Annotated in this window: 23 protein-coding genes; 11 read left to right on the plus strand and 12 right to left on the minus strand. The window is 66.6% G+C overall.

From position 1 onward, the window contains the following. Nucleotides 1-22: 22 nt before the first annotated feature. Both Q8M13_RS17385 and Q8M13_RS17390 read right to left on the minus strand, forming a co-directional pair. The gene (locus tag Q8M13_RS17385) at nucleotides 23-565 is read right to left on the minus strand and encodes an AAA family ATPase (RefSeq protein ID WP_305301369.1); all 543 of its coding nucleotides are present in this window, start codon (nucleotides 563-565) and stop codon (nucleotides 23-25) included. A 3-nt stretch (nucleotides 566-568) separates the two neighbouring features. Then, on the minus strand, nucleotides 569-1,471 hold the full coding sequence (locus tag Q8M13_RS17390; protein ID WP_305301371.1) for a LysR family transcriptional regulator: 903 nt from the start codon (nucleotides 1,469-1,471) through the stop codon (nucleotides 569-571). 84 nt (nucleotides 1,472-1,555) lie between these two features. Between Q8M13_RS17390 and leuC the strand changes: the two genes are divergently transcribed. The 6 genes from leuC to Q8M13_RS17420 are packed head-to-tail and all read left to right on the plus strand — an operon-like array spanning nucleotide 1,556 to nucleotide 6,359. Then, nucleotides 1,556-2,980 (plus strand): 3-isopropylmalate dehydratase large subunit, encoded by a 1,425-nt coding sequence (leuC, locus tag Q8M13_RS17395; RefSeq protein WP_305301470.1) that lies wholly within the window; start codon nucleotides 1,556-1,558, stop codon nucleotides 2,978-2,980. Next, entirely contained in the window at nucleotides 2,980-3,693 is a 714-nt protein-coding gene (locus tag Q8M13_RS17400) for a hypothetical protein (protein WP_305301372.1), read from the plus strand. The genes leuC and Q8M13_RS17400 overlap by 1 nt, the downstream gene beginning before the upstream one ends. Further along, nucleotides 3,690-4,550, plus strand: a complete 861-nt coding sequence (locus Q8M13_RS17405; protein WP_305301373.1) for a VOC family protein — start codon at nucleotides 3,690-3,692, stop codon at nucleotides 4,548-4,550. The genes Q8M13_RS17400 and Q8M13_RS17405 overlap by 4 nt, the downstream gene beginning before the upstream one ends. Beyond that, a complete protein-coding gene (locus Q8M13_RS17410; protein WP_305301374.1) occupies nucleotides 4,547-5,449 on the plus strand; it encodes a hypothetical protein in 903 nt (300 codons plus the stop codon). The genes Q8M13_RS17405 and Q8M13_RS17410 overlap by 4 nt, the downstream gene beginning before the upstream one ends. Continuing rightward, complete coding sequence (gene leuD / locus Q8M13_RS17415) at nucleotides 5,449-6,060, plus strand: 3-isopropylmalate dehydratase small subunit (RefSeq protein WP_305301375.1); 612 nt, start codon at nucleotides 5,449-5,451, stop codon at nucleotides 6,058-6,060. The genes Q8M13_RS17410 and leuD overlap by 1 nt, the downstream gene beginning before the upstream one ends. Further along, complete coding sequence (locus Q8M13_RS17420) at nucleotides 6,057-6,359, plus strand: putative quinol monooxygenase (protein WP_305301376.1); 303 nt, start codon at nucleotides 6,057-6,059, stop codon at nucleotides 6,357-6,359. Before leuD ends, Q8M13_RS17420 begins: the two co-directional genes overlap by 4 nt. A 2-nt stretch (nucleotides 6,360-6,361) precedes the next feature. Here the strand turns inward: Q8M13_RS17420 and mdoH are convergent, their stop codons facing one another. Together mdoH and Q8M13_RS17430 are read right to left on the minus strand one after the other, a co-directional pair. Beyond that, the gene (gene mdoH, locus Q8M13_RS17425) at nucleotides 6,362-8,323 is read right to left on the minus strand and encodes a glucans biosynthesis glucosyltransferase MdoH (RefSeq protein WP_305301377.1); all 1,962 of its coding nucleotides are present in this window, start codon (nucleotides 8,321-8,323) and stop codon (nucleotides 6,362-6,364) included. Further along, nucleotides 8,311-9,843: a glucan biosynthesis protein gene (locus Q8M13_RS17430; RefSeq protein WP_305301378.1), complete on the minus strand. Its 1,533-nt coding sequence runs from the start codon at nucleotides 9,841-9,843 to the stop codon at nucleotides 8,311-8,313. Before Q8M13_RS17430 ends, mdoH begins: the two co-directional genes overlap by 13 nt. Before the next feature lie 257 nt (nucleotides 9,844-10,100). Here Q8M13_RS17430 and leuB point away from each other — a divergent pair, with 257 nt between their 5' ends. Next, nucleotides 10,101-11,153 (plus strand): 3-isopropylmalate dehydrogenase, encoded by a 1,053-nt coding sequence (gene leuB / locus Q8M13_RS17435; protein WP_305301379.1) that lies wholly within the window; start codon nucleotides 10,101-10,103, stop codon nucleotides 11,151-11,153. Here the strand turns inward: leuB and Q8M13_RS17440 are convergent. Further along, nucleotides 11,150-11,794, minus strand: a complete 645-nt coding sequence (locus Q8M13_RS17440) for a DUF6134 family protein (RefSeq protein ID WP_305301380.1) — start codon at nucleotides 11,792-11,794, stop codon at nucleotides 11,150-11,152. The two genes, leuB and Q8M13_RS17440, sit on opposite strands and share 4 nt — an antisense overlap. A gap of 140 nt (nucleotides 11,795-11,934) precedes the next feature. On the opposite strand from Q8M13_RS17440, the gene Q8M13_RS17445 reads away from it, so the two are divergent. Further along, on the plus strand, nucleotides 11,935-12,264 hold the full coding sequence (locus Q8M13_RS17445; protein ID WP_305301381.1) for a DUF6481 family protein: 330 nt from the start codon (nucleotides 11,935-11,937) through the stop codon (nucleotides 12,262-12,264). 10 nt (nucleotides 12,265-12,274) lie between these two features. On the opposite strand, the gene Q8M13_RS17450 is transcribed toward Q8M13_RS17445, so the two are convergent. The 3 genes from Q8M13_RS17450 to Q8M13_RS17460 form a co-directional block, all read right to left on the minus strand. After that, complete coding sequence (locus Q8M13_RS17450) at nucleotides 12,275-13,543, minus strand: sulfatase (RefSeq protein ID WP_305301383.1); 1,269 nt, start codon at nucleotides 13,541-13,543, stop codon at nucleotides 12,275-12,277. Nucleotides 13,544-13,617: 74 nt separating this feature from the next. After that, on the minus strand, nucleotides 13,618-14,598 hold the full coding sequence (locus Q8M13_RS17455; RefSeq protein ID WP_305301384.1) for a bifunctional helix-turn-helix transcriptional regulator/GNAT family N-acetyltransferase: 981 nt from the start codon (nucleotides 14,596-14,598) through the stop codon (nucleotides 13,618-13,620). Continuing rightward, complete coding sequence (locus Q8M13_RS17460) at nucleotides 14,595-15,050, minus strand: MarR family winged helix-turn-helix transcriptional regulator (protein WP_305301385.1); 456 nt, start codon at nucleotides 15,048-15,050, stop codon at nucleotides 14,595-14,597. Before Q8M13_RS17460 ends, Q8M13_RS17455 begins: the two co-directional genes overlap by 4 nt. Nucleotides 15,051-15,131: 81 nt before the next feature. On the opposite strand from Q8M13_RS17460, the gene Q8M13_RS17465 reads away from it, so the two are divergent. After that, the gene (locus tag Q8M13_RS17465) at nucleotides 15,132-16,118 is read left to right on the plus strand and encodes a D-2-hydroxyacid dehydrogenase (RefSeq protein WP_305301386.1); all 987 of its coding nucleotides are present in this window, start codon (nucleotides 15,132-15,134) and stop codon (nucleotides 16,116-16,118) included. 131 nt (nucleotides 16,119-16,249) lie between these two features. Here the strand turns inward: Q8M13_RS17465 and Q8M13_RS17470 are convergent, their stop codons facing one another. Continuing rightward, the gene (locus tag Q8M13_RS17470; RefSeq protein WP_305301388.1) at nucleotides 16,250-16,636 is read right to left on the minus strand and encodes a PaaI family thioesterase; all 387 of its coding nucleotides are present in this window, start codon (nucleotides 16,634-16,636) and stop codon (nucleotides 16,250-16,252) included. Nucleotides 16,637-16,807: 171 nt separating this feature from the next. Between Q8M13_RS17470 and Q8M13_RS17475 the strand changes: the two genes are divergently transcribed. Continuing rightward, nucleotides 16,808-17,842, plus strand: coding sequence for an aspartate-semialdehyde dehydrogenase (locus Q8M13_RS17475; RefSeq protein ID WP_305301389.1), 1,035 nt, complete (start codon nucleotides 16,808-16,810; stop codon nucleotides 17,840-17,842). 124 nt (nucleotides 17,843-17,966) lie between these two features. Further along, nucleotides 17,967-18,872: an EamA family transporter RarD gene (gene rarD / locus Q8M13_RS17480; protein WP_305301390.1), complete on the plus strand. Its 906-nt coding sequence runs from the start codon at nucleotides 17,967-17,969 to the stop codon at nucleotides 18,870-18,872. 88 nt (nucleotides 18,873-18,960) lie between these two features. Here the strand turns inward: rarD and Q8M13_RS17485 are convergent, their stop codons facing one another. The 3 genes from Q8M13_RS17485 to ahcY form a co-directional block, all read right to left on the minus strand. After that, complete coding sequence (locus tag Q8M13_RS17485; RefSeq protein WP_305301391.1) at nucleotides 18,961-20,094, minus strand: serine hydrolase domain-containing protein; 1,134 nt, start codon at nucleotides 20,092-20,094, stop codon at nucleotides 18,961-18,963. Continuing rightward, nucleotides 20,091-20,924 carry a pyridoxal kinase gene (locus Q8M13_RS17490; protein ID WP_305301392.1) on the minus strand — a complete coding sequence of 278 codons (834 nt, stop codon included), beginning with the start codon at nucleotides 20,922-20,924 and terminating at the stop codon, nucleotides 20,091-20,093. The genes Q8M13_RS17485 and Q8M13_RS17490 overlap by 4 nt, the downstream gene beginning before the upstream one ends. 81 nt (nucleotides 20,925-21,005) lie before the next feature. Then, a complete protein-coding gene (ahcY, locus tag Q8M13_RS17495; RefSeq protein ID WP_305301393.1) occupies nucleotides 21,006-22,397 on the minus strand; it encodes an adenosylhomocysteinase in 1,392 nt (463 codons plus the stop codon). Nucleotides 22,398-22,483 lie beyond the last annotated feature (86 nt).

Consider the following 22,483-nt stretch of genomic DNA (forward strand, 5'->3'; position numbering starts at 1 on the left):
TGCACGTGGCCCGAGGCTGACGTCAGGCGGCGCTCGCCAGCACCCTCTCGAGGCTATCGTCCAGGCTGGGCGTCCCGTCGATCTCCAGCACCGGGCAAGGCAGGGTCGCGAGCCAATGGCGATGCTGCTCGAGGCTGCGGCCTGGGAAGCCGGGTTGATCGTAGCCGCGCGCCCACTCGACAAAGGCCAGATGCGCCTCGTGCATGTCGCCGCCGGGCTCGATCGCCGCGCCATAGCGCTCACGCTCGCGGCGCAGCAGTCGCTCCAGACGAATCTCCGGTGGGACGCGCAGGAAGACCACGAGGTCAAAGCGGGGGATGAACACCTCCCCCCAGGAGACCAGAGACCCTGAGATCACCCACGACCTGCGCCCGGCCATCTGCGCCTCCATGAGGGCGATGCGCTCCTCCACCGGCCGCTTCGTGGTGAAGGGCGGATCGGTCGCCTCCCAGAAGAAGGTGTCAGTGTCCAGGTGAGGGCAGGCCAGGCGCTCGGCCAGCGCCCCGCCCAGCGTGGTCGTGCCCGACGACGATGCGCCGACGATGTGGATGCGGGCCGCCGTCATGCTCTAGGCCTGCCGCCCCTCGGCGATGAACGCCTGGAAGCCGGCGACCAGGTGGTCGAACATCAAGCGCATTCGGCGGTGGCCCTTCAGGTTCTCGTGCATGGCGATCCACACCTCGAGCTCGAAATGGAAGGCGTTGGCGAGCACCGGGGTCAGGCCATAGCGGCGCGCGAGTAGGTGCTGGCAGGCGCCAACCCCGACCCCGGCGCGGATCGCCGCGATCTGGGCCATGTCGTTGTCGGAGCGGAAGGCGAAACGCTCGCGGGTCACCTCCCACGGCAGCTCCAGATCGGCGAGCGCGGCCAGAGCCGGCATCTCGCGATCGAACCCAACCACGGTGTGGTTGTCCATCTCCTCGAGGCTTTCAGGCGCGCCGAAACAGGCGATGTAGTCGGGCGAGGCGTAGAACCCGATCCCGAGCGCGCCGACCTTGCGCGCCACCAGCGCGCCTTGCGTAGGGCGCATCATACGCACGGCGATATCGGCGTCGCGGCGCGAGAGATCCTCGGCCTTGTTCGACAGCACCAGTTCGATGTCGATCTCCGGATGCTCGCGCCGGAACGCCCCCAGAATGGTGGGCAGGACCTCGGTCCCGATGATCTGGCTGGCGGTGATCCGGATCGCGCCCTTGAGGGAGTCGGCAGCGCCCGAAGCGTCCCGCATCGCCGCAGCGGCGGCGGCGTACATCTCGGCCAGGTGCGGCTGAAGCTGGTAGGCGAGGTCGGTCGGCGTCAGGCCGCGCGGCGAGCGCAGGAACAGCGGCGCGCCCAATTTCTGTTCAAGCGCCTCGATATGGCGCCCCAGGGTAGGCTGCGTCAGCCCCCGCGACTTCGCGGCCGCCGACAAGCTTCCCGCCTGGAGCACCGCGTGCAAACTCTGGAACAGGTCCCAATCGGCGTTCGCCATGGACCTATGAATAACTGATCCCGCGTCATCGGCAATTGCGTCGCATACTGGACTTTAGCCCCGCGCCGGAACTAGATGCCGCCCATGGTTGGCAAGACGCTTTATGACAAGATCTGGGACGCTCACGTCGTCGACGAACAAGACGGCGAGGCGATCCTCTATATTGACCTGCACCTCATCCATGAGGTGACGACGCCGCAGGCCTTCGCGGGCCTTCGCGCAGCGCATCGGCCTGTGCGTCGTCCGGACCGGACGCTCGCCGTGGCCGACCACAACATCCCCACTGAAGGCCAGGCGCTCGGCGTCGGCGCGGTGGCCGATGAAGAGGCTCGTCTCCAGCTTCAGACGCTCGAACGGAACGTCAAGGACAACGGCATCGAGTTCTTCCCGATGGGCGATATCCGCAACGGGATCGTCCACGTGGTCGGCCCCGAGCAGGGCCGCACTCAGCCGGGCATGACCATCGTCTGCGGCGACAGCCACACCTCGACCCACGGCGCGTTCGGAGCCCTGGCCCAAGGCATCGGCACCTCGGAGGTCGAGCACGTCCTGGCGACCCAGACCCTTCGGCAGAAGAAGTCGAAGAACATGCGCGTCACCATCGACGGCAAGCCCGCGCCCGGCGTTGGGGCCAAGGACTTCGCCCTGGCCGTCATCGGTGAAATCGGCACCGCCGGCGGCACCGGCTATGTGATCGAGTTTGCCGGCGAGGCGATCCGCGACCTTTCGATGGAAGGCCGGATGACGCTCTGCAACCTGACCATTGAGGGCGGCGCGCGCGCCGGTCTGGTGGCTCCGGACCAGACCACCTTCGACTACATGATGGGCCGCCCCGCCGCGCCGAAGGCCGGCGCCTGGGAAGTCGCCCAGTCATACTGGAAGACGCTCTATTCGGATGATGATGCGGTGTTCGACCGCGAAGTCCGGCTGGACGCCGCCAAGATCGCGCCGCTGGTCACCTGGGGCACCAGCCCTGAGGACGTCATCGCCATCAGCGACGCCGTGCCGGCTCCGGAGGCCTTCGCCAGCACCGACAAGCGTGCGTCCGTCGCCCGGGCGCTCGACTATATGGGCCTGGAGGCCGGCCAACCGATCACAGACGCCAAGATCGACGTGGTGTTCATCGGCTCCTGCACCAACAGCCGTATCGAAGACCTCCGCTCGGCCGCCGAAGTGGTCCAGCACGCTTTCGTCCACGGCAAGCTGGTGGCGCCGCACGTCCGCGCCATGGTCGTGCCGGGTTCGGGCCTGGTGAAGGCCCAGGCCGAGGAAGAAGGCCTGGACGCCATCTTCAAGGCGGCTGGCTTCGACTGGCGCGAGCCGGGTTGCTCGATGTGCCTGGGGATGAACCCCGACCGTCTGGCGCCGGGCGAACGCTGCGCCTCGACCTCCAACCGCAACTTCGAGGGCCGACAGGGCCGTGGAGGGCGCACCCACTTGATGAGTCCCGCCATGGCCGCCGCGGCGGCGATCGCGGGCCACATCGCCGATGTGAGAGACTTCATCTGATGATGAGCGCCCGCACCAGTTTCCTTGTCTGGTGGGGGCTTCCCATCCTGTGTGCGGGTCTTGGCGCCTTCCTCGCCAATTATCTCGACATGACCGGCGGCGGCGGTATTAGCCGCTCAGCGCTGCTGGCGGTGGTTGTTTACTTCGCGGTAGTCGGCTTCCTGGCGGTGATCTTCCGCGTCCGTCAAAGCCAAGTGCTGTTTGATGAGCGCGCCCGGTTCGACAAGCCGGTCGAGGCCGCAATGGTCGCCATGTGCGTCCCGGTGCTGGCGGCCGGGATCTGGTTCCTCGTCAATTCGTTCATCGCCGACCTTGGCCAGACCCGCACCTTCGATGGCCGGCTGCAGAGCGTCGACACCGTGGGCGCGTTCGGCCGGACCTACGCCATCGACCTCGACGAGACCGGCTACCCGCTGATCCTGCAGTGCCGCCTGCAGCGCAACTGCGGCAGCCCCGTCCCGCTGCTGCAACTCAAGCCCGGAACACCGATCCAGGCTGAACTGCTCGATGGCCAGGTCGTCGGCCTCAAGGTCGCCGGCAAACAATATGTCGACGCCGATCAACAACGCCGCATGCGACTGTTGATTGGCGGCGGGCTGCTGGTGCTGCTCGGCCTCTACACGGCCACCTTCGCCGCCGTCTCCATCCGGCTGCTGTTCGCCGGGGAGGAAGACCAGAGCCAGCCCCTGAACACCGTGTGGGGCGACCAATGATCACCGGGCTGGACCACGTCGCCCTGGCGGTGAACGACCTCGACGCCGCGATCGCCGCCTATACCGCCCTGCTCGGCCGCAAGCCGAACTGGGTCGGCGGCGACGGCGGGGCGCGGCACGCCTGGTTCCAGCTGCCCAACATGGCGCTCGACGTGATCACCCCCCATGGCGAGGGCGCGTTCGGCGACACCATCCGCAAGCACCTGGCAGAACATGGCGAGGGCATATGGGCCCTGGCCTTCACCGTCTCCGACATCGAGGCGGCGACCAAGCTGCTCGGCCGGCGCGGGTTGCGGGGCTCGGCGCCCGGCCCCGTCCGCTCGACCCACGAGGACGGACGCAAGCGTTACTGGACGACTTCGTCTCTAACCCCAGCCGACACCGGCGGCCTGACCATTCTTCTGGCCGCGCCGCCCCGCGACGGCGTGGCCTGGCCGCTCTCCGAACCCTTGGACGACGAGGCCGCCGCGGTGACCCAGCTCGACCACGTGGTGATCAACACCGCCAATCCCGACCGCGCCTTGGCGGTCTACGGCGCCAAGCTCGGCCTCGACCTGCGGCTTGACCGGTCGAACGCCGAGTGGGGCGTGCGGCAACTGTTCTTCCGCTGCGGCGACGCTGTGGTCGAGATGGGCGCCAGTTTGAAGACCCCCGCCTCCGACGCGCCTGACCGCTTCGGCGGCCTGGCTTGGCGGGTCGCCGATCCTGACGCGGTCCAGGCCCGGATCGCCGCCGCCGGCTTCGACGTCTCGGACGTGCGTACCGGCCGAAAGCCAGGCACCAAGGTCTTCACGGTGCGCTCCGGCGTTCCGGCCGCTCCGGCCCTGATGATCGCCCAAGGCGTCGTCGTCGAATGAGACTGGCGCTCTTGCTCGCCAGCTTGGCCACGCCCGTCGCCGCCCACAGCCTGCCGGTCAAGGTGCAGGACGGTGCGGCGTGGACGATGACCGTTGAGCAGTCGCGGGAGACCAAGCGCGGCGACAAGGTCCAGGCCTGGACCTTTCTCAACACCCAGCGGCTAAGCCTGTCAGGCGACCGGCTGACCGTCACCCCGATTTCAATCAAGGCCGAGGCCGGCCCATCGCAGCAGGCGGCAGCCGCTCGCACCCTGTCCGTCCCCGTGATCATGACGGTCGATGAGACCCTGTCCCCCGAGGAAATCGTCAACCGGCCGCAGGTGAGCACGGCCGTTAGCGCGATGCTCCAAGGCGCCGGTATCGGCGCCGACGAAAAGGCGGCCATGGCGAAGGTGTCCCCCGCCCTGGTTGACGCCACCGTGGACGCCCTGGCCAAAGGCGACCTCGTACGGACCGCGCTCGCCCAAGGCGCCGACCTCGAACTTGGCGTCGCCACACCATACGAGGATCGCCTGCCCAATCCGCTGGGTGGTCCGCCCATCTTGTCGAAAGCCAGCTTCACCTTGGAGTCCTACGACGCCAAGACCGGACGCGCCGTGATCTCATGGCGCCAGCAGCTCGATCCGGGATCGACACGCGAGAGCATCGGCCTGGCATTGAACGCCCTGACGGCCAAGATTGCACCTGAGCGGGTCGATGAGGCGCGAGCCGCCTTCGCCAAGATGACCGTGACCCGTGACGACGCCTGTCGTCATGAGATAGATATCCCAACCGGCATCGCCGTCCGGGTCGAATGCTCCAGCCTGATGACCAGCGGCGTCGGCGACGAAACTGGTCAGGTCAGAGACCGCTGGATCATCACTCAGACCTTGCCCGAAACCTCTGCTAAGATGAACTGATGCAAGCCTTCACCAAGCTCGACGCCAAGATCGCTCCCCTGCCCCTGGCCAACATCGACACCGACCAGATCATCCCCAAGCAGTTCCTGAAGACCGTGGAACGCGAAGGGTTGTCCAAGGGACTGTTCTACGACTTCCGCTTCGACGAAGAGGGGAAGGTGAAGCCCGACTTCATCCTCAACCGTCCGGAATACAAGGGCGTCGGCGTGCTGGTGGCCGGCGACAACTTCGGCTGCGGATCGTCGCGCGAGCATGCGCCGTGGGCGTTGATGGATTTCGGGATCAGCTGCGTGATCTCGTCCAGCTTCGCCGACATCTTCTACAACAACTGCTTCCAGAACGGCCTGCTGCCCGTGGTGCTGGCGCCCGACCAAGTCCAGACGCTGATGGACGAAGCCAAAGGCGGCAACCACATGGTCACCGTCGATCTTGAGAGCCAGAGCGTGATCTCGCCGTCGGGCCAGAAGTTCACCTTCCAGATCGACGCGCAGCGGAAGGAAAAGATGCTGAAGGGCTTGGACGCCATTGGCGAGACCCTGCAGGCCGCGGCGTCCATCGACGTCTATGAAGGCAAGCGCGCCATCAGCCAGCCCTGGCTGGAACGCGCGTGACCCTGTTGATCGCCGGGACGGTGCGCGTTCCGGCGGCGAACCTCGCGGGCTTCCGCCCCCACATGCTGGCCATGCTCGAGGCCAGCCGCGCCGAGGATGGCTGCATCGCCTATTCCTACGCTGAGGACGTGGCCGAGCCGGGCCTGATCCGGGTGTTCGAAGCCTGGCGCGACCAGGCGGCCTTGGACGCCCATTTCCAAACGCCGCACATGGCGACCTGGCGCAGCCATTGGCCGGCGTATGGCGTCTCTGACCGCCAGCTCTCGGCCTACGACGTCGCCGCCGAGCGGCCGCTCTAGCCTCAGGCCGCCTGCAGATAGGCCGGAACGCCCTGCACTTCGGGGCGATAGACGTGCGCGGGCGCGCGGAACAGCCGGTCTATCTCGAACCTGACCTGCGCCTCGGCGTCGTACTGGGCTCGCAGACCCGCTGCGCGCGCCGCGACGTCCGGACCTGCGGTCTCTTCCGGCGTCATGAACAGGCCAAGCCTGCGGCTTGCCGCGCCGGCGTCGGCCCGCGCGGTCGCCATCGAGAGTGGAATGGCAAGGACCAGGCCCACCGTCACCGGACTGGTCCAGGCCAGCAGCACTGGATCAAGCGCCAGCGCCGCACCGCCCCAGCCTAGGCCGAGCAAGGTGTGCAACCAGTGGCGGCTCCAGGCCCGCTTGAATTTCAGCCGTCCCTCGTCGCGTTGTTGCGCCGCCCAACCCGAGTGACGTCCACGCAGCACATCGACCACCGCGCGGCTGTGCATCAGCATGAAGATCGGCGCCATCAACGCAGACAACGCGACCTCGCCGACGACGCTAAGGGCCAGGCCCAGGACCCCGCCGCATGCTTCCCGCGCCGCACGGTCGCGAGCGACCAGAACGGCGCCCAACAGCTTGGGAATCAGCAACAGCGCCATGGTGGCGGCGAACAGCGCGCCGGCCATCGAAGCCTCAAGGGCGTGACCCGCGCCGCGTTGCTGGAACCAGACCACCCCGCCAAGGACCAGGAAGGCCAGCCAAAGCGGCGCGGTGAGATAGGCCAGCACACCGCGGGCCAGATGCAGACGACTGACCCAGTGCAGCCCCTTGGCGCCCAGCACAGCGCTGTGTTGCAGGTTGCCCTGGCACCAGCGGCGGTCGCGCACCGCCATATCGATCAGCGAGGGCGGGGCTTCTTCGTAGCTGCCGGTCAGGTCCGGCGCCATCCGAACGGCCCAGCCGCCGCGCCGCAGCAGTGCGGCCTCGACGAAGTCATGGCTCATGATGTGGCCACCGAACGGCTTGCCTGACTTGATGTGCGGCAGGCCCGCGCAGGCGGCGAAGGCGCGCGTGCGGATAATGGCGTTGTGGCCCCAATAATTCCCTTCGGCGCCCGACCACCAGGCCTGGCCCTGGGCGATCACCGGCCCGTAGACCCGAGCGGCGAACTGCTGGAGGCGGGCGAACAAGGTCGAGGCCCCGATGATCGACGGCAACGTCTGGATCAAGCCAACCTTGCGATCGCGCTCCATCGCCGCCGTCAGTCGAACGATGGTGTCGCCGGTCATCAGACTGTCGGCGTCCAGCACGATCATCGACTCGTAGCCGGCGCCGAAATTAGCGACCCAGTCGGCCACATTGCCCGCCTTCCGGTCGAGATTGACGGCGCGGCGGCGATAGAAGATCCGGTCCGGCGCTTCCAGCTTGAGACGCAGGCGCAGCACCCCGGTAGCCTCGGCCTGCGCGATGGCGCCGTCACGAGTGTCGGACAGGACAAAGATGTCATAGAGCTCGGAGACGCCCATGCCCGCCAGCTCTTCGTAGATCGCCTGGACACCCGACAGGATCCGGCCGGGGTCTTCGTTGTAGGTCGGCATCAGCAGCGCCGTGCGGCTGAAGATGATCGGTTGGGGCCGCCACGGCTCCAGGTCGCGGGCCCGCCACATCAGGACGAAGCCTGCGATCGCGCTGACAAAGGCAAAGGCGACCCAGGCGAACAGCAGCACAAACAGGGTCAGCATCGCCCCGTCCGCAACCGAGAAACCCATCGGCTCGAGCAGCCGCGCCATCACCGCGCTGGCGCCCAAGGTGGAAACTAAGGTCGCGCCGACCACCGCGGTCCGCCGCCAGGCGCGGCTGTCGAGGAAGGGCACGCAGGCCTGCCCCATCTCGTCCTTTTCCAGGCTCTGGATGGGCATCGCCAAGGGTCTGCGCGGCGGCAGGCTGCGCAAGGCAGGTCCCAGCTTGGGCTTCCAGGCTGTCGCGGCGGCGGGGCGGGCGGTCACGCGGTCCATCGGTATAGCCAAACCTCCGAGCAGGGCTTTCCGGACCGCGCCAACTGGGCGCGCAGATCGATTTCCCGGGCCTGGCCTGGATCGAGCTCGAAGCTGAGCCTTAGGCCGCGCGTCGCGGGATTAGGAAGCAGATGTTTCTCCAGGATTTCGCCCCGAGAGGCGGTGATGCTGACGCTGACCCCGTCGGCCGGAACGCCCACCGGCATGTCGAAGTCGACGACGAAACGCCGGCGGGACGGATTGGCTGCAGCGCCCGATCTTGTCTGTACGACGCGGGCGACGCCGGCCGCTGGCGGCTCCGCACCCCAATGAAGCCGGTAGGCGAAACTGGCCGGCCGACCGGCGCGCAGCGGCGCGGTGGGCGTCCAGAAGGCGGCGATGTTGTCTTCGTACTCGGTTGCGGCCGGCAGTTCGACCAGCCGCACCTGGCCAGGTCCCCAGGCGCCCTTCGGCTCCACCCAGAGGCTGGGCCGCAGATCATAGCGCGCCTCCAGGTCCTGATAGGCGCCCAGCCTGCGCTCACGTTGGATGAGGCCGAAGCTGCGCGGGTTCTTGTCCTGAAAGGCGCTCGTCTGGACCATGCGCGGATTGACCAGCGGCCGCCAAAGCTGCTCGCCGCGACCGTTGCTCACCGACAGGCCGTCGGAGTCGTGCACCCGGGGCCGGAAGTCGTCAAAGCGCCGCGTGGAGTCGCCTGCGAACAGGAACATGCTGGTCAGCGGCGCGATCCCGACATTAGCGATCGCGCGGCGCGGAAACACCTTGGCGCTGACGTCGAAAATCGTCGTCGCTCCTGGCGTCACGACGAACTTGAACGCGCCGGCGCAACTGGCGCTGTCCAGCAAGGCGAAGATGGTCAGGCTGCGCGCGCCCGGCGAGGGCCGTTCGATCCAGAACGAGCGAAAGATCGGGAACTCTTCCTGTCCGCCGGTTCCGATCGCCAGGCCGCGAGCCGACAGGCCATAGAGCATGTCCTTGGCCACGGCGCGGAAGTAGGACGCCCCCAGGAACACCGCGACCTCGTCGAAGTACGTCGCCTTGTTGATCGGGGCGTGGATACGGAAGCCGGCGAAACCGAGTTGCGGCGACAGGCCGGTCGGCGCGCCGCGCTTGAAATTGAACTGCTCGGTCGAATAGGCGATCGGCGTGGGCTGGCCTTGGCGCAGTTCGTATAGGTCGACCTGCTCGCGAAACAATCCGCCACGATGGAAGAACTGAAGCTGAAAAGGCAGGCCCTCGGGCTTCCACAGCGCCTTGGACGGATCAAAACGAATGTCCCGGTAGGCGTCGTAGTCCAGCTTCGAGAGGGCCGCGGGGAGATCTCGGGACGGAGGACTGAACGGCCGCCGCGACAAGGCGCCGGCCAGGGCCTGAACATCGGCCTCGCCAAAGCCCCGGCTTCGCGCCGCGTGTGCCGGAGCCGCCGCGCCGACTAGGGCGAGCGGGAGCGCAGCGATCAGATGGCGGCGGTTCGGCCCCCCAAGGACCGACCGGTCGAATCCAGACGATCCTTCGGGCACGCGTCTTCCAGCTAAGTGAACCTTACAGCCGGATGATCTCGCGGTTCGATGGGGCAAAACCAAGGCGTGCGCGGGTTTTACCCTAGGGACGGCCCCGAGGGCGCGCCCTATCGCCCACTATTTCAACACCCGGCCGGCATGGCGCCTGCGAAACCGTCGGCACGCTTCGCCTTGGGGGTTTTCCATCGCCCGGTCTTCGCCTACGAGATCGCCTCCGAACGCCATTCGCGGCGCGTGACCTGAACGGGGGCTCCCACATGACCGACCTGCTTCTTCTGCCCGGCGACGGTATCGGCCCGGAAGTCACCGCGCAGGTCCGCCGCGTGGCCGAGGCTCTCACCCCGGACCTCGCCATCGAAGAGCGACTGTTCGGCGGCTGCAGCTACGATGCGCACGGCGTTCCGCTGACCGACGAAGCCCTGGCGACCGCCAAGGCCTCCAAGGCGGTCCTGATGGGCGCCGTGGGCGGCCCGCAATGGGCCGGCGCGCCGCGCGACAAGCGCCCAGAGGCCGGTCTGCTGAACCTACGCGCCGGCATGGAGGTGTTCGCCAACCTGCGCCCAGCCCTCTGCTTCAACGCCCTGGCGGACGCCTCGTCGCTCAAGCGCGAACTGGTCGAAGGCCTGGACATGATGATCGTCCGGGAACTGACCGGCGGCATCTATTTCGGATCGCCGCGCTTCATCGAGGAGCTGCCCGAGGGCGGCAAGCGCGCCGTCGACACCCAGGTCTATACGACCATGGAAATCGAACGCGTCGCCCGCGTGGCCTTCGAACTGGCCCGCGGCCGCCGCAACAAGGTCCACTCGGCCGAGAAGTCCAATGTGATGGATTCCGGCCTGCTGTGGCGCGAGGTCGTGACCGATCTGCACAAGCGCGAGTTCAGCGACGTGCAGCTCGAGCATATCCTGGCCGACAACGCCGCCATGCAGATCGTCAAGAACCCCAAGCAGTTCGACGTGATGGTCACCGATAATCTGTTCGGCGATATCCTATCGGACGCAGCGGCCCAGTTGACCGGCTCGCTCGGCATGATGCCGTCCGCCGCGCTCTGCCTGCCGGGCAAGCCTGGCCTCTATGAGCCGATCCACGGCTCGGCCCCGGACATCGCCGGCCAGAACCTGGCTAACCCGCTGGCGGCGATCCTGTCGTTCGAGATGGCCCTGCGCTGGTCGCTCGGCCGAGCCGAGGCCGCCGACCAGCTCTACGCCGCCGTCGTAAAGGCCCTGGAAGCCGGCGCCCGCACTCGCGACCTGGGCGGCGCGCTTTCCACCGTCCAGATGGGCGACGCCGTCCTGGCGGCTCTCTAGAGCCGCCGGTACTCCATCATCGAACCGTCGGGCAGCTTTCCCCGCAAAGCCGCCCAGGTGTCGGCGCCGTCGTACCAGTTGTCGATCTGCGTATCCCCACGCAGGCTCCACCGCGTAGACTGGATGCTGCGGCCGTCGGCAAGCTTCACCGCCTCCCGCCCAGCGCGGCGGGCGGTGATCGACAGCATCTTTCCGTCTTGAGGATTGAACAGCGGGCCATCGAGGACGGCGGCGTTCCAATGGGTCAGGGGCGCGGCGCCGGATGGCGCGGTGATGCGGCTCTTGCCGGTGTCGATCACGACGCCGGCGTCCGTTCGGCGGGCCGACACCCGCTGGATCTTGCCGCCCCCGTTTGTAGATGTCTCAAGGCTGGCGAACCGGCCCGCCCGCCATTGCTCCACGGCGCGGTGCGTATAGCGGTAGACCGGCACAGGCCCGACCTTCACCAGCATCGAAACGTCTGAGCTGGCGGTCACGCCGTCCGCCTGACCGACGATGCTCATGCGGTGCTCGCCGATCCTGGCTCCATTGCGAAACACCGCGAAGGTGAGCCTGCGGCTTGTCGGCGCGGCGAGAACTTGAGCGGGGGCGAGCAGGACTAATCCCATCGCCATCATGGCTCGGCGAGAAACAGCGTCCATCGGTCTTCTTTCAGTCGGCGCGGGGATCTCCGCAGACCAGAAGGTTACGTGCACGGGCGCCACAGGGATGCGTGCGCGGCGAACCGGCGCACCGAGATTCTGTTGCTTTTTTCCGGCGGATGCGACATGGGGACGCCGGCATGAGAGACCTTAAGAAAAATAGCTTCAACGACCGCGCGGCGACCTCGCTGGAGGCCAAGAAGGCCCTCCTGGCGAAGATGAAAGTCAAGCCGACCGTCACCGCCCCTGTCGTTCCCGACCGCGCCGCCATCAAGGCCGCCGAGCTCGCTGAGCTTCGCGCCAAGCGCGAGGCCGAACGCACTGAAAAGCGCCGCATCGCGGCCGAGGCCGACGCGCTCCGCGCCGAGGTCGAAGCGTTCGACAACGAGACCCGCGAGTTGGAGACGCGCGCCGCCCAAAAGGCCGCCCGCGACGCCCGCTACGCAGCTCGCAAGCAGCGCCGCAAATAAGCCCCTTCCCCTAGTCGGGGTGGTCGGCCGCCGAAGCCGGCGCCACGTGCGGGGGGAATGCGGCAGCCATCGGCTCGTACTTGGCCCTCGCCTTCTCCAGCCGCGCGCGCATATCCGCGGCGGCGTCCGGGAAATTGCGCGCGACGCTGTAGTTCTCGCCCGGGTCGATATCCATGTCGAATAGCAGCGGATAGCGATCCAGCGGGACGTCGTAGGTCCGGTAGTAGGACCGCGCCACATACTTCCACCGCGACGTTCGGACAGCCGCGACCTTGGCGTTGTCGAACACCACGATCTCGTCGTTCGGCGACTCGGCCCCATCTTTCAGCACAGCCGAGATATCACGACCGTCGAGCTCGCGGTCGGAGACCTGCGGCTTGCCGGCCATGGCCAGCAGGGTCGGCAACAGATCGAGATTGCTTGTGATCGCTGAATTGACCTGACCAGCCGGCAAGGTTCCCGGCTGGCGGGCGATGAACGGCACGCGGAAGCCGCCGTCCCAGGCCGAGCCGCCCTTGCGGTCGCGGAATGGCCCTGACGAACCTTCGAACCACGGACCGTTGTCGGACGTGAAGGCGACCATGGTGTCTTCGTCCAGGCCCAGTTCCTTCAATCGCGCCAGCAGCCGCCCGACGTTGAGGTCGATCTCCTCGACCACCTCGCCATAGTCGCCGCCCGCAGAGCCCGTCAGATCGTCCGGGTTGGGCTTGAGCGGGATGTGCGGGGCGGTCAGCGCCAACAGCACGAAGAACGGCTTGTCGCGGTTCTCCTCGACGAAGGTCGCGGTGCGCTCGAAGAACTGTTGGGTCAGCTTGGTGAAGTCGGCCTTTTCCTCGCTCATCGGCGTCTGGCCGGTGTCGTAGAGCGCCAGCGGCTTCATGTCGTGGCTGTAGGGCAGACCGTAGAAGTGGTCGAAGCCATACTCCGTGGGCGGCCAATGCGGCGCGACATGACCCAGGTGCCACTTCCCGATCAGGGCGCTGGCGTAGTCTTCGCCCAGCGCCTTTGGAATGGTCAGGGCCTCTACCGGCAGTCCGGTGGTGTCGGCCGGCTGGATCACCTCATGGGCGAGGCCGTTGCGGATCGCATACTGGCCGGTCAGCAACCCGGCTCGCGAGGGCGTGCACACATTAGCCGAGGCGTAAAAGTCCGTCAGCCGCACGCCTTCCTCGGCCATGCGGTCGAGGTTCGGGGTACGGATCACCTTGCCCCCGTCGCAACCGAGGTCGCCATAGCCCAGGTCGTCGGCCAGGATGATGATGAAGTTGGGCTGTCGCATGGAAACACTCGGCGGCTGTCAGGACGCGGCCACATTCCACATCGCCCCCGCCGGTGTCACCCGAGAAAGCGTGGCTAGAGCGCCAGCCGCCATGTCTCGCTCACCAGGCCCGGCGCCAGACTTTCGTCGGGATGGCTCTCGACCAACTCGAAACCGGCGCCCGCATAAATCGCGCGGGCGGCGATCAGCATGCTCTGGGTCCACAGGATGACTTCGCTGTAGCCGGCGCTCCGAGCGAACTCGACGCACTCGGAGACCAGCCGTTTGCCGAGCCCAAGGCCACGAGCGGCCGGCTCGATGAGCAGCAACCGCAGCTTGGCCTGACCCACAGCTTCGCCCTGGACCAGGAAGATCGAGCCCAGGATGTCGCCGTCCCGTTCAGCGATCCAGCAACGCTCGCGCGCCGGGTCCAGATTATCGACGAAGTCGGCGGCGATCCGCGCGACCAGTGCCTCGAACCTCTCGTCCCAACCAAACTCGCGGGCGTAGAGCACGCCGTGCCGATGCACGACCCAGCCGATGTCGCCGGGACGATGAGGGCGAAGGACCAGGTCACTGGGCGCCGCGCTTTCACCCGCCGCCGCGGCCAGTAAGGTCTCGATCTGCCCCATCGCCTCTGTCAGCCGCACGCGCTCGACACCAGTAAGCGGCGCGATCATTTCGGCGACCGCTCCCTCAGCGACCTGCCGCATCTCATTATAGGCGTGGATACCGTCTGAACTCAGCCATACCGAGACGCTGCGCCCGTCATGCCGGGACGCCGCCCGCACCGTCAGGCCCTCGGTTTCGAACCTCTTGAGGATGCGGCTGAGATATCCGGCGTCCAGCCCGGTGTTCGCCGCCAGCGCCTTGGGGCTGATCCCATCCGGCGTTTGCGCCACCTCGTAGAGCACCCGCATCTCGGCCAGGCCGTAGGGCGATCCAAGATGCGCTTCATCCAGGGCGCCAATCCGCCGCGTGTAGAAACGGTTGAAGCGCCGGACTGCGGCGATTGGGTCCTTGGTGAGCATGGCGGCCTCCGGGGCGACCATTTTCCACATAGTTGACAGGGTCATGCATCTGGAATCTGCGCCTTCTGGGCCGCCCGGCGCGCCAGCAAGGTCATCAATTCACTGGCCATGTCGATCCAAGCCGGCGTCAGGCCCTGGCCCAATGACGCGAGCCACAAAGCCTTACGCCGCGCGGCCTCCGCGTGCGCAGCCCGGCCCCCTGCAGTCATGTCGAGAAGCTGAGCGCGGGCATGATCGGGGTTGGGTTGGTAGGCGGCCAGGCCGCGCTGTACGAGATCATCGGCGACGCGCTGCACCGCTTGCCGGCTGAGGCCGAGTGAGCGGGCCACCTGGGAGACGGTGCGAGGCCCATTAGCGGCCAGATCGTCAAGAAGCTGCATCCGAGCCGTGCTTAGGCCCAGGTCGGCCACCAAGTCGTCACCCGCGTCGGACAGCGCTCCGGCCGCCTTGTCGCAGGCGCGCTGAAGACGATCCAGGGCTTCAACCTTGTTACTCATGACAACATAGCGTCATATTGACAATGAGCTGTCAATGAACAGCGGCATTGCCGCAAGCCGATGCGTCGCTAAGGTCAGACCATGCAAGCCTTCCTGTTTCGCGCGCCCTTCGACCGCATCTCCGGCCGCCTCGCCGCCATGGCTCCAGACCTGGAGGTCGTGGTGTTGGAGCCGGACGGTAGCCTGACGCTCAATGGCCGGCCTTTCGACACGGCGAGCCTGGCGCCGGACATCTGGTGGCTGACGCTCGATGCCTTTGGCGCCCAGACGAAGGACTACTTCGGAAGGCTGGCCGCGTCCCCCTACGCCCGCTGGGTGCAGACGGTGTTCGCCGGCGTCGAGAACCCGATGTTCAAGCCTCTGGCCCGCGAGGGTTTGCTGGTCACCAATTCCAGCGCCCAGGCTCCCGCTATCGCCGAGTACGTCACTATCCACGCCCTCAACCTGCTGCATCCTATCGCCGAACAGGCCGAGCATCAGGCGGCCCACGCCTGGAAGCGCGTAAACTTCCGCGAGGTTGGCCAGACCCGCTGGCTGATAATCGGCTTTGGCAATATCGGCCGCGAGATCGCGACGCGCGCCAAGGCGTTCGGCGCGCATGTCGAGGCGGTGCGGCGGTCGAATTCGGCCGAGGGGCTGGCGGACGCCGTCTCGACCATCGCCGACCTGCCGCAAAGGTTGCCGGAGGCCGATGTGGTGGTGCTGGCCTGCGCCCTGAACGACGACACCCGCGACCTCGCCGACGCCAAGTTCTTTGAGGCCATGAAACCCGGCTCGATCCTGATCAATATCGGTCGCGGCGGCCTGGTGGATGAGGACGCCCTGCGCGCGGCGCTGGACGCTGACAAGCCGGCACACGCCGTGCTCGACGTCTTCAAGACCGAGCCGTTGCCCACCGACAGTTGGTTCTGGGACCATCCCAAGGTCCGGGTGACGCCCCATGCCTCGAACCGCGGCGAGCTGACCGGCGAGCGTGGCGACGCCCTGTTCCTGGAGAACCTGGGCCTCTACCTGCGTGGCGAGACGCTGCGAAACCTGGTCAAACCTGACGACATCGGCGTCGGCTAGCCAGAGACGTTCGGGCCTAGGCCTAGGCCTAGGCCTTGTTGGCCATCGCCGCTCTAAACGAATGCACGCAATCCCCCCGATCGCTCAACCCAAGGGCCATAGAACGACGGGAGGAATGAAAAGTGAACAGATCACGGTTCGACGGTCATCTGGGTCTGGAGCACCAGGGCCAGCAGCTTGCCGTCGGCGTTGGTTATGCGGGTCTGCCAGACGCTGGAGCGGCGACCGATGTGCAGCGGAATGGCCTCGCCCTCGACCGTCGTGCCGACCTTCGCCGAGCCAAGGAAGTTGGTCTTGGACTCCAGGGTCGTTGTCCGGGCGCCGACCGGCAAGTTGAGGAAACCGCCCACCGCCCCCAGCGCATCGGCGAAGGCCATGAACGCCCCGCCATGCAGGATGCCGCCGGCGGTACAGAGATCCTCGCGAACCACTAGCCGCCCGCTCACCCGCGCCTTGCTGCGATCGACGATCTCCACCCCCATCAGGTTGGCGAAAGGCATGCCAGTTTCGTTGGCCATAGATGTCTCCTCCTGTTGGCGCCCATTCAGCCGCCGGGCCCAGCCGATGTCCATGACCTCGGGCGTCAAGAGACGTGGCGGCCAAGGCGTTTGAAAGATCGGCGCTCGTTGCGCCCATGACCTAGGCGGCGTAAGGGAACGCACCGCTTGAAGACTTAAAAGGAGACCGCCATGGGCTATCGTGTGGCCGTGGTCGGCGCCACGGGTAATGTGGGCCGCGAAATGCTGAACATCCTCGAGGAAGTGAACTTCCCCGTGGACAAGATGCACGCCATCGCCAGCCGCAAATCCATCGGCGTCGAAGTGTCCTTCGGTGAGAAGATCATCAAGTGCGAAGACGTCGAGCAATTCGACTTCTCCACCGTCGACGTCGTGCTGATGAGCGTGTCCGGCTCGTTCTCCAAGACCTGGGCCGAGAAGATCGGCGCGGCCGGTCCCATCGTCATCGACAACTCGTCGGCCTGGCGGATGGACCCCGACGTGCCGCTGATCGTGCCGGAGGTGAATCCGGACGACGTGGCCTATGCCGGCAAGAAGAACATCATCGCCAATCCGAACTGCTCCACCGCCCAGTTGGTCGTGGCGCTGAAGCCGCTGCACGACCGCGCGCGTATCAAGCGGGTCGTGGTCTCGACCTACCAGTCGGTTTCCGGCGCGGGCAAGGAAGGCATGGACGAGCTTTGGGACCAGACCAAGGGCGTCTTCGTCCTGGGCGCGCCCGAGCCCAAGAAGTTCCCCAAGCAGATCGCCTTCAACGTCATCCCCTTCATCGGGGCCTTTGGCGACGACGGCTACACCGATGAAGAAGCCAAGATGTGGAACGAAGTCCACAAGATGATCGACCCGGCCATCGCGCTCACAGTCACCTGCGTGCGGGTGCCGGTCATGGTCGGCCACTCCGAAGCGGTGAACGTCGAGTTCCACGACCCGATCGACGAGGACGAAGCCCGCGACCTGCTGCGCGAGAGCCCCGGCCTGCTGGTCATCGATCAGCGCAACGACAAGGGCTACATGACCCCGAAGGAAGCCCAGGGCGAGTTCCCGGTCTTCGTCAGCCGCATCCGCAAGGACCCGACTGTCGAGAACGGCCTGAACATGTGGGTCGTGGCCGACAACCTGCGTAAGGGCGCGGCGCTGAACGCGGTGCAGATCGCCGAACTGCTGCACGAACGCGGCTTGCTGAAGACCAAGGCCATCGCCGGGTGATCAGACGGGCGGTCGGGTGAGAATTCCTCGTCCGATTACCGCCAGGGCGCCGCCGACTAGGCCTTGCGGGTTTCTCGCAGGGCCATAGTTAGGGGCGTCCACGCTCGTGCCCGAAGGATCCGCCTTGGCCAAAGATCCGTCCGCCAACAACGCCGCCCTGGGCGCGGGCATGCTCTGCTACGTGATCTGGGGCATCGTGCCGCTGGCCTTCCAGATCATGGGCCGGATGGGCATCGGCGCCTGGGAGATCCTGGCCCACCGCACGCTGTGGGCGGTCCCGACCGCCTTCCTGTTCGTGGTCCTCGCGCGCCAGACCCCGCAACTGCTCCAGGTGCTGCGCCAGCCCCGCGTGATGGCCTGGCTGGCCCTGTCGGCGGCGATCATCGCGGTCAACTGGCTGGTGTTCATCTGGGCGGTGAACAACGGCAGGGTGCTGGAGACCAGCCTCGGCTACTTCATCAACCCGCTGATGGCGATGGCCGCCGGCGCGCTGATCTTCCGCGAACGGCTCGACGCCATCGGCAAGGGCGCCATCGCTCTGGCCGCCGTCGGCGTGACCATCCAGGCCATCGCCCTCGGCCACCTGCCGATCATTTCCCTGACGCTCGCCATCACCTTCTGCGCCTATGGGGTGATCCGCAAACGGGTCGCGGCCGACGCCCAGACCGGCCTGCTGATCGAGTGCCTGATCCTGGGCATACCGGGCATCTTCCTGATCGCCTGGCTCCAGAACACTGGCGCCGGACACTTCACCGCCAGCCTGTCATCGGCGATCTGGTTGGTCGCCTGCGGCCCGATGACCGCCATCCCGCTGATGCTGTTCTCCTGGGCCGCTCGCCGCATTCCATTTTCGGCCATGGGCTTCCTGCAGTTCATCGCCCCAAGCATGACCTTCGTCATGGGCGTGCTTCAGGGCGAGACCTTCACCCCGCTCCGCGGCGTGTCGTTCGGCTTCATCTGGTGCGGCGCGGCGATCTTCGCCTACGGCGCGTGGCGCCGCAGCCGTGCGCTGCGGACGGCGACGGCCTAGCCGATCCAACTCCCCCAGCGGGAGAGGATCTCCGTTCCCTTAGATGCTCCCCCGCTGGGGGAGCTGGCGGCGAAGCCGACTGAGGGGGTTAGAGCCCCGCGTAGGCCGCTTCGATCAGCCGCTTGGCGCGGGCGTCGCCGATCAGGTCGGTGGACTGCTTGTTCATCACATAGGCGCCGGCCAGCTTGGTCTCCGGATCGGCGAACACGCACGAACCACCCCAGCCGGAGTGGCCGAAGGTCTGCTCTCCCGGCCCCCAGACCTTCACCGCGCTATTGCGCATGAAGCCGGCGCCCCAGCTCATCACGAAGGGCAGCACCAGGTCCTGACCGTGGATGCGCTCACGTGAGGCCTCGGCGATCAGCGAGGGCGAGAGGATTTCGCCGCCGTCCAGCCAGCCGTCATTAGCCAGCGCCCCGATCAGCCGCGCCAGCGCCGGCGCGGTGGCGTGACCATTGGCCGAGGGTATTTCCATCCGCCGCCACTCGGCCTGACCGCGCCCGGCCGGCGAGGACCAGGGGGTCAGGAAGGCGGCCTTGGTCGCCGCGTTTATCTCACCGAAATTCGGCAGGCCGTTCGGTCGCTGCAGATCGGCGACGCGGCCATGCTCGGCGTCGGGTAGGCCGATCCACAGGTCGAGGTCGAACGGGACCGCCAAGTCCTGGCGCAGCGCCGTGCCCATGGTCCGCCCATCGACCCGGCGAAAGATCTCGCCGGCCAGGTAGCCGAAGGTGATCGGGTGATAGCCGCTGGCGGTTCCCGGGGGCCACAGCGGGGTCATGGCGGCAAGTTTGGCGCAGATGGCGTCCCAGTCGAACCACAGCGCAGGCTCCATCTCATCAGGAAAACCCGACAGGCCTTCCTGATGGCTCATCACCTGCTCGACCGTGATCGCTTCCTTGCCGGCAGCCCCGAATTCCGGCCAGACCTGCGAAACCGGTTGATCGTAGGCGAGCTTTCCCTGATCGACCAAGCCGGCGATCAGCAGGGCGGCGATGGCCTTGGTGGTCGAAAAGACCGGCGTCAGGGTCTTGTCGTCGAACGGCATGGTGCGGGCGCGGTCGGCGAAACCGGCCCAGAGATCGATCACCAATTCCCCGGCCTCCACCAGGGCGAACCGCGCCCCCAGCTCCTGGCCGGTGGCGAAGTTGTCTGCGAAGGCGGCGCGAACGCCCGAGAACCGGTCGGGGCAGAAGCCGTGAATCTCGATGTCGGTGGTCATGCCAATCGCTCCAAACGCACACGGGGGGAGAGGGTCGTCAGTCTTTGGCCCATGCCGATGATCGGCAGTTCGGCGGCGGAAGAGATTTGCGCAGCCAAGACGCTCTCGGCTACCCCGCTGACCCCGCGGGCAAGCGCATCAGCGCCGCTGAGCCCATCGAGCAGCGCCGCGCCGAACAGGGCGGTGAGCAGATCTCCGGTCCCCTTTGGCGCCGAGGGCGCGCGGGGATGGACGGCTATCCAGGCGTCAATCTCGTCGGCGTAGATCACGGCGATGTCCTCGCCGAGATCGATCGAGGACGCCAGCACCGGCCTGCCCAGGCTGCGGGCGGCGGCCAGCGCGTCCGACGGGGCGCCGATTTCGGCGCCGGTCAGGTACGACAGTTCCCAGACATTTGGGGCGAGGATATCGGCGCGCGGGACCAGTTCCTCGATCACCGCCTTGGCCACGTCGGCCGGCACGTAGAGCCTGCCGCCGTCACCGAGGGTCGGATCAACGATCACCACGGGCTGCGGTCCAGTCCGCGCGCCGCGCGCCGTATCGATGGCCATAGCCGCGACCCTCACCTGTTCGGGCGAGGCGAAATAGCCGGTCAGTATGAGGTCGATCTGGGCGAGCAGCCCGTTGGCCTCGATCCCGCCCAGCATGCCCTCAAGCGTCTCGTGGGCTACGCGCGCGCCGCCGGGCGCGCCCCAGCCAGGATGGCGGCCATAGAGCACGGTCGGCAAAACCATGCTGTCGATCTCGAAAATGGAGAGGGCGCTCGCCTGGGCCGTTCCGCCCACGTGACTGGCGGCGACATGGCTGGAGATTATGAGCGCGAGCGGCATGCCAGCTCTGATTAACCGAGCGGCCTCATGGGCCACAAGCAGGCATCCTCCGGCCGCGCGAGCGACCGGAGGAAACTAGTTCTAGTAGCGGTAGTGGTCCGGCTTGAACGGGCCAGCTTCCGGAACGCCGATGTAGTCGGCTTGGTCCTTGGACAGCGTGGTCAGCTTGGCGCCGAGCTTTTCGAGGTGAAGGAAAGCGACCTTCTCGTCGAGGTGCTTGGGCAGGGTGTAGACCTTGGTCTCGTAGCTGGCCTTGTTGGTCCACAGTTCGATCTGGGCCAGCGTCTGGTTGGTGAAGCTGGCGCTCATCACGAAGCTCGGGTGACCCGTGGCGTTGCCCAGATTCACGAGGCGGCCTTCCGACAGCAGGATGATCTTCTTGCCGTCCGGGAATTCCACGTGGTGGACCTGCGGCTTGATCTCGTCCCACTTGAAGTTCTTCAGGCCGGCGACCTGAATTTCGGAGTCGAAGTGGCCGATGTTGCAGACGATGGCGTTGTTCTTCATCCGCCGCATATGGTCGACGGTGAGGACGTCCTTGTTGCCGGTCGCGGTGACGTAGATGTCGCCCTTGTCGGCGACGTCTTCCATCGTCTGGACCTCATAGCCTTCCATCGCCGCTTGCAGGGCGCAGATCGGGTCGATTTCGGTGACGATGACGCGCGCGCCGCCGTTGCGGAGCGAAGCGGCCGAGCCCTTGCCCACGTCGCCGTAGCCAAGCACGACCGCGACCTTGCCCGAGAGCATGACATCGGTGCCGCGACGGATGGCGTCGACCAGGCTTTCACGGCAGCCGTAGAGGTTGTCGAACTTCGACTTGGTGACGCTGTCATTGACGTTGATGGCCGGGAACGGCAGCTCGCCGCGCTCGGACATCTGGTACAGGCGGTGGACGCCCGTCGTGGTCTCTTCCGACACGCCGCCGATGGCGTCGCGAATGGCCGAATAGAAGCCCGGCTTTTCCTTCAGGTAGCGCTTCATCACGGCGTAGAGCGCTTCTTCTTCCTCGTTCTGCGGGTTGTTCAGGACCGACGGGTCCTTCTCGGCCTTCGGGCCCAGCACGCAGAGCAGGGTGGCGTCGCCGCCGTCGTCCAGGATCAGGTTCGGGTAGCCGCCGTCGGACCACTCGAAGATCTTGTGAGCGTATTCCCAGTACTCGACCAGGTTCTCACCCTTGATCGCGAAGACCGGCGTGCCGTTGGCGGCGATGGCCGCGGCGGCGTGGTCCTGGGTCGAGAAGATGTTGCAGGAGGCCCAGCGCACGTCAGCGCCCAGGGCTTCCAGGGTCTGGATCAGCACCGCGGTCTGGATGGTCATGTGCAGGGAGCCGGCGATGCGGGCGCCCTTCAGCGGCTGGTCCTTGCCGAACTCGGCGCGCACGGCCATCAGGCCCGGCATCTCGGTTTCGGCGATGGCGATTTCCTTGCGGCCGAAATCAGCCAGGGTGATGTCTTTCACGACATAGTCGGTCATCGGGCGGTCCTGTCGGAGAGTGTGGTTTGACGGCTCTATAGCGTCGGAGCGACGCCGGAGCAACAAACACATAAAGATTTCTTTAT

This window comes from Phenylobacterium sp., assembly GCF_030681155.1.
Classification (GTDB): Bacteria; Pseudomonadota; Alphaproteobacteria; order Caulobacterales; family Caulobacteraceae; genus Phenylobacterium.